At 30.8% G+C, this 6,838-nt stretch carries 6 protein-coding genes; 4 read left to right on the forward strand and 2 right to left on the reverse strand.

The genetic code is table 11. The features are described 5' to 3' along the window. Entirely contained in the window at positions 1-891 is an 891-nt protein-coding gene (locus tag NNC19_RS10495; RefSeq protein ID WP_310938602.1) for a sulfide/dihydroorotate dehydrogenase-like FAD/NAD-binding protein, read from the reverse strand. A gap of 194 nt (positions 892-1,085) precedes the next feature. Here NNC19_RS10495 and NNC19_RS10500 point away from each other — a divergent pair, with 194 nt between their 5' ends. Continuing rightward, positions 1,086-1,541: a GyrI-like domain-containing protein gene (locus NNC19_RS10500; RefSeq protein ID WP_310938603.1), complete on the forward strand. Its 456-nt coding sequence runs from the start codon at positions 1,086-1,088 to the stop codon at positions 1,539-1,541. A 43-nt stretch (positions 1,542-1,584) separates the two neighbouring features. On the opposite strand, the gene NNC19_RS10505 is transcribed toward NNC19_RS10500, so the two are convergent. Beyond that, entirely contained in the window at positions 1,585-2,751 is a 1,167-nt protein-coding gene (locus tag NNC19_RS10505) for an NADPH-dependent butanol dehydrogenase (RefSeq protein ID WP_310938604.1), read from the reverse strand. A gap of 275 nt (positions 2,752-3,026) precedes the next feature. Here NNC19_RS10505 and NNC19_RS10510 point away from each other — a divergent pair, with 275 nt between their 5' ends. The 3 genes from NNC19_RS10510 (at position 3,027) to NNC19_RS10520 (ending at position 6,718) form a co-directional block, all read left to right on the forward strand. Further along, complete coding sequence (locus NNC19_RS10510) at positions 3,027-4,268, forward strand: multidrug effflux MFS transporter (RefSeq protein ID WP_310938605.1); 1,242 nt, start codon at positions 3,027-3,029, stop codon at positions 4,266-4,268. 111 nt (positions 4,269-4,379) lie between these two features. Then, positions 4,380-5,150 (forward strand): MurR/RpiR family transcriptional regulator, encoded by a 771-nt coding sequence (locus NNC19_RS10515; protein ID WP_310938606.1) that lies wholly within the window; start codon positions 4,380-4,382, stop codon positions 5,148-5,150. 146 nt (positions 5,151-5,296) lie between these two features. Further along, positions 5,297-6,718 carry a 6-phospho-beta-glucosidase gene (locus NNC19_RS10520; RefSeq protein ID WP_310938607.1) on the forward strand — a complete coding sequence of 474 codons (1,422 nt, stop codon included), beginning with the start codon at positions 5,297-5,299 and terminating at the stop codon, positions 6,716-6,718. Positions 6,719-6,838: the final 120 nt, after the last annotated feature.

The raw sequence follows: 6,838 nt of genomic DNA on the forward strand, positions 1-6,838 counted from the left end.
TTAATTCTCACCTCCACAAATCCCACACCCTCCATGATGTGAATCCCCTTCTTGTGCCCTTAAGATTGCTCTTCCCTCTTCAGTTTTATAGATAGCTTGTCTTCTCATAGCTTCATCAAAATCAACTAAATGTCCATCAAATTCAGGTCCGTCTACACAAGCAAATTTAATTTGTCCGTCTACAGATACTCTACAAGCACCACACATACCTGTTCCATCCACCATGATAGGATTTAAACTAACAACAGTTGGAATGTTTAACTCTTTAGTAAGTAGAGTTACAAATTTCATCATTACCATAGGTCCAATTGCTATTACTAGGTCATACTTTTTTCCTTCTTTTTTTACTAAATCTTTTAATCTATCTGTTACTAATCCTTTATACCCTGAAGAACCATCATCTGTAGCTAAATAATAATTCCCACAAACTTCCTTCATTTCTTTTTCTAAAATTACAATATCTTTATTTCTTGCACCAACTATAACATCTGCCTTTATTCCTTTTGAATACAACCATTTAACTTGAGGATAAACTGGTGCTGTCCCAACGCCTCCTGCAATAAATATTATATTTTTCTTGTTTAATTCTTCTACTTTTTTATTAATTAGCTCTGAAGACTTTCCTAGAGGTCCAACAAAATCTTTGAAGTAATCTCCAACATTATATTCTGCCATCTCCTTAGTTGATTCTCCTAAAACTTGAAATACAATTGTTACAGTGCCCTTGTCCTCATTATAATCACATATTGTTAGTGGAATTCTTTCACCTTCTTCATCCATTTTTAAGATGATAAATTGCCCAGGTTTAGCTGATTTTGCAACTCTGGATGCGTCAATATCCATCAAGTAAGTATTATCATTTAACTTTTCTTTTTTAACTATCTTATACACATTTCCCTCCATGCATACACAATTAGTACTTTACAATATTATACATATACTTATTTAAAATAATTCCATTTTATCTTTCTTTAATTCTTTTCCTTTTGTTATTAAATAATTTTAAAAATTGTTTTGCTTTTCATTTTAAATTGCATTAATCTTGTCTATAAGGATTTTTTTGTATATAGAGAGGAGAAAATTTTATGACTGTTAAAATTGAAATTATACCTGCCAATACTATTGCTTATATAAGGAATATTGGCCCTTATGGAATTAAAAACATACAAACCATGGAAAGATTAAAAGACTGGGCCAAATCCAAAAACTTATTTAATGATGAATCCATAATCTTTGGAATTGCTCAAGATGATCCCAAAGTTACCCAAGCTGAAAACTGTCGTTATGATGCCTGTATAGTTGTTTCAAAGGATTATATAATAACTGATGACTATATAAAAGAGAGCACTCTTATTGGAGGAAAATATGCTGTTTTCAAAATTAATCACACTGCTGAAGCAGTTCAAAAAGCATGGGGTGATATTTTCCATGAACTATTGATTAACGGATATGAATTTGATAAATCAAGACTAATTATGGAAAGATATATAGTAAAAATGGTTAATAATCATTTTTGTGAAATTTGTGTACCTGTTCATTGAAATGATAAAAGAGGTGCAAAACACCTCTTTTACTATTAGAATATTAGAAATCCACTCTTACTCCATCATAGACACACTTAAATAGCTTCTTCATTTCATCTTTATTTATTTTTCTTGGATTTGATCCTGTACAAGCATCTTGAATTGCTCTTTCTGCAATTAAATCAAGTGATGCATCAAACTTTTCTTTATCAACACCATACTCTTTTAAAGTTTGAGGAACTCCCATTCTCTTATTTAATTCATTTATCATTTCAATTAATGATTGAACCAATTCTTCATCATTATTCCCAATTAACCCAATTTGCTTAGAAATAGCTGCATATCTATCTAATGCTTCTTTCTTATTAAACTCTATTACAAATGGTAAATAAATAGCATTTGCACATCCATGAGGTATATGGAATACTGCTCCAGTCTTATGAGCCATACTATGACAAATTCCAAGTAGTGCATTAGAAAATGCCATTCCAGCTAGACATTGAGCATAGTGCATTTGTTCTCTTGCTTCATTATCACCATCATAAGATTTAACCAAAAATTCCTTAACCATTTCTATAGCTTTTAAAGCTAATGGATCTGTAAATGGTGAATGTAATGTTGCAACATATGCTTCTATAGCATGAGTTAAAGCATCCATTCCAGTATTTGCTGTTAATCTTGGTGGCATTGTTTCTGCAAGTGCTGAATCAACTATTGCCACATCTGGAGTTATGTTAAAATCAGCTAATGGATATTTAATTTCTGTCTTATAATCTGTTATAACTGAGAATGCAGTTACTTCTGTTGCTGTTCCACTAGTTGATGGTATAGCTAAAAATTTAGCCTTATTTCTAAGTTCTGGTATAGTAAACGGATCTTTTATATCTTCAAAAGTTATTTCTGGATGTTCATAGAAAACCCACATAGCCTTTGCTGCATCAATTGGAGATCCACCACCCATTGCAATAATCCAATCGGGATTAAAATCTCTCATTACTTCAGCACCTCTAAGTACTGTTTCTACTGATGGGTCTGGTTCTACCCCTTCAATAAGTTTTACTTCAATTCCTGCTGCCTTTAAATAGTCTAGAGCTTTATCAACAAATCCAAATTTTCTCATGGATCCGCCTCCAAGAACAAGGACAGCTCTTTCTCCTTTTATAGATTTCAATTGTTCCATAGAACCTTTTCCATAATAAATATCTCTTGGTAATGTAAATCTCATCATTCTTCTAATACCTCCATAATTTAATACTTGTATTTTACCATTTTGTAGTATATTTGTAAATGTACAGACTATCCCAACTTACTATATACCTGTATTGAAACAAAATTTGACATCAATAGCTTTTCTAATTATAATGACTGTGTGACGGAGGGTATACTCTCGTATGCTGGATAAGTTGTCAACAATATTGTTGGCTTCTTATCCTTTTTTTTATTCCTTAAATAATTTACTAACATATTTGATAATCACAATATTTAATTAGGAGGATGAGTAAAATGGAAAATCAAAAATTATTAAAAACTAACAAAATGAAATTATTAAAACCACAAAAATATTTAGGTGCAAAAGGTATCATAATGTTTATTTCTTTGATGTCAATGTTTATACCCTTATCAATTGATTTATACTTACCAGCTATGCCAACTATGACTGAATACTTTCAAACATCAACAGCAATGGTAAATCTAACTTTAATAGCTTTTTATGTCTTTTTTGCCATAGGTATAATTATTTTTGGACCTCTGAGTGATAAATATGGTAGAAAACCGATTCTTATTATAGGCTTGTTTTTATATTTAATTGGTAGTCTTTTCTGTGCTTTTTCTGCATCAATCTATCAATTAATTCTATTCCGTATTTTACAGGCCCTTGGCGCTGGAAATGCCATAGCAATATCAACTGCTTTAGTTAAAGATTGTTTTTCTGGAAAAATTAAAAGTAAAGTTCTTGCTACTGTCCAAGCCATGAGTGTACTTGCTCCAATGGTGGCACCTATTGCAGGAGCAGCAATTTTAAAAGTAGCAGATTGGAGAGAAACTTTCTTAGTTCTTGCTATTATAGGATTTTTCTCATTAATAGTAGCATTTATGTTTCAAGAGACATTATCAAAAGAAGAACGTTATATTGGAAATTTAGGTGGTTCTTTAATACGCTTACTTGTAGTTGGCAAAAATGTTGGGTTTAGTAGTTTCCTTTTCATTGCTTCTACTTTAGCAGCACCTTATATGGCATATATAGCAATGTCATCTTATATTTATAAAAATTATTTTGCTTTTGATGCCCAAACATATAGTTACTTTTTTGCAATCAACTCTGCTGTCGCTATTTTAGGTCCTATTATTTATATTCGTTCTATTGGAAGGATACCATCTCGTATCTTTTCCTGGTGCTGTTTTGGTATATCTCTAGTTAGTGGATTATGTGTACTTTTTATTGGAGACTCTTCTCCATTAATTTTCTTAATTTCATTTTTACCTTTTACTTTGGTTGAAGGTGCTATTCGTCCATTTAGTACAAATATTCTACTTGATCAACAAAAAGAAGATATTGGTTCAGCCTCATCACTTATTAATGCAATTCAAACTATTTTAGGTAGCATCGGTATGGCATTGGGGTCTCTTGCTTGGAACAATATGATTCATGGTTTAGGGATTATTATGATTTTATCAACTATTGTAGCCACTATAGTTTGGGTTATTTTATTAAATAGTAAAATTGAATTAAAAGGATTATTTTAAAAATAACCTTCTGTTCAAGCTACAAAGCTTAATTTATTACTTTGTAGCTTGAAAGTAATTCTAGTATTTTAATATCTTATATTTTATAATATTTACAGGTGGTGATACACTATGAGTTTATTTTCTAATGAAGCTTTGAGTGAATTTAGTGATTTAGATTATGAAGTTTATAATTTTATCTTAAAGAATAGTGAAAAAATAGCCTATATGACTATTAGAGAAGTGGCTAATGAAGCTCATGTTTCAACAACAACTATTACTAGATTTTGTAGAAAATTAAATTGCGACGGATTTTCTGAATTTAAAGTAAGATATAAACTGGAATCAGCAAAGAATATTGTTACTCAAAAAAAATATGATTCCTCATCAATTCTAGATTTTCTAGAAAGAGCAAATACTGAAACTTTTCAAAAACAGCTTGATAAAATTTCAAGTATTATTGCATCAAAGAAACATGTAATTTTCTTAGGTGTTGGTAATTCTGGATTAATTGCTGATTATGCTACTCGATACTTTTGTAATGTTGGTATTTTTTCCACAGGTGTTAACAATCCTACATTTCCAATAAATCTAGAAGTGCCAAGTGAAACCATTATAATTACATTGTCTGTTGAGGGTGAAGTTGATGTCTTAATTCAAAATTCTGAAATATTAAGAAAAAGTAAGGCAACTATAGTATCTATTACTAACAGTAAAAATAGTACCTTAGCAAAAATGTCAGATTATAACATTTCATATTACATACAAAGAGAATTAGCCTATGAAAGTTCATGGATAAAAGTAGATATAACTTCTCAAATACCTGCAATATACATAATTGAAGCTTTAGCTAAATTATCTATACTAAAAAAACAAGATAATATAAATGTTACGCAAACTTAGGTGTTTTTTATTATTAAAAAACACCTTGTTTTTTTTATGGAACATGTGACTAAATGCCTATCTTTGTGACTATAAACGCTATTCCTATTCTCTCTATCAGCTTATTTAATTATAATAAAATTATAAAAAGACGAGGAGGAATAAAAATGAAGAAAAACTTAAAAATAGTTACTATTGGTGGTGGGTCAAGTTATACTCCAGAGTTAATTGAAGGATTTATTAAAAGAAAAGCTGAATTACCAATTAAAGAATTATGGTTGGTAGATATAGAAGCAGGAAAAGAAAAACTCGAAATTGTAGGAAACTTAGCAAAAAGAATGGTTAAAGCAGCAGGATTAGATTGGGAAATTCACTTAACTTTAAATCGTCGTGAAGCATTAAAAGATGCAGATTTTGTTTCTACTCAATTTAGAGTAGGTTTACTAGATGCTCGTATTAAAGATGAAAGAATTCCTTTATCTCATGGAATTATTGGACAAGAAACAAATGGTGCAGGAGGAATGTTCAAGGCTTTTCGTACTATCCCTGTAATACTAGATATTGTAGAAGATATGAAAGAACTTTGTCCAAATGCATGGTTAGTTAACTTCACTAATCCATCTGGTATGGTAACAGAAGCTGTTATCCGTTATGGAAATTGGAATAAGGTTGTAGGATTATGTAATGTTCCTATTATGTGTAGCAAAATTGCAGCAGGTGCATTAAAAGAAGATGAAGAAAATTTATTCTTCCGATTTGGTGGACTTAACCATTTTCATTGGCATCGTGTATGGAATAAATCTGGTGAAGAAAAGACAAAGGATGTAATTGAAATTGCATATACATCTCCTGAGGGATTGGCTAAAGCAGTAGAGGGAATAAACAGTCCAATAAATCCAAACAATAATACTGACGGAGAGCAAGCTGAAACTGCTGGAGTTCAAAATATTCCTAATATTGGTTTCCTACCTAATCAAATTCGTAATCTAGGGATTATTCCATGTATGTATCACAGATATTACTACATTACAGATGATATGTTAAAGGAAGAATTGGAAGCTTTCGAAAAAGGTGAAACTAGAGCAGAAGTTGTAAAACAAACAGAAGCAGAATTATTTGAATTATATAAAGATCCTAACTTAAATATAAAACCACCACAACTTGCAAAACGTGGAGGCGCTTACTATTCTGATGCTGCATGTGAACTAATTACTTCTATATTTAATGATAAACGTAGCCATATGGTAGTAAGTACTAAAAATAATGGTGCTATTTCAGATTTACCTGATGATGTAGTTGTTGAAGTAAGTTCTATAATTACTTCTAATGGACCAGTACCACTTTCTTGGGGTTCCTTTGATTCTTCAAGCAAGGGTTTATTACAACATATGAAAGACATGGAACTAACTACTATTAAAGCTGCTGTAACAGGTGACTATAGCACTGCACTACAAGCATTTACAATTAATCCTCTTGTTCCAAGTGGTAAAATAGCCCAAACAATTTTAGATGAGATGCTAGTAGCTCATAAAGATTATTTGCCACAATTTAAAGAAAGAATAGAATTTTTAGAAAAAGATAATAAATAATTTTAACCACTAAAAAAGGAGTTATCTCTATCAAGATAACTCCTTTCAGAGTGTCGACAAAGTCGACACTCTTTCGTTTTTATAATAAAATATTCTTGGGTGATAAAAATGTTAACAAAG

Source organism: Clostridium sp. SHJSY1 (genome assembly GCF_031626875.1).
Classification (GTDB): domain Bacteria; phylum Bacillota; class Clostridia; order Clostridiales; family Clostridiaceae; genus Clostridium.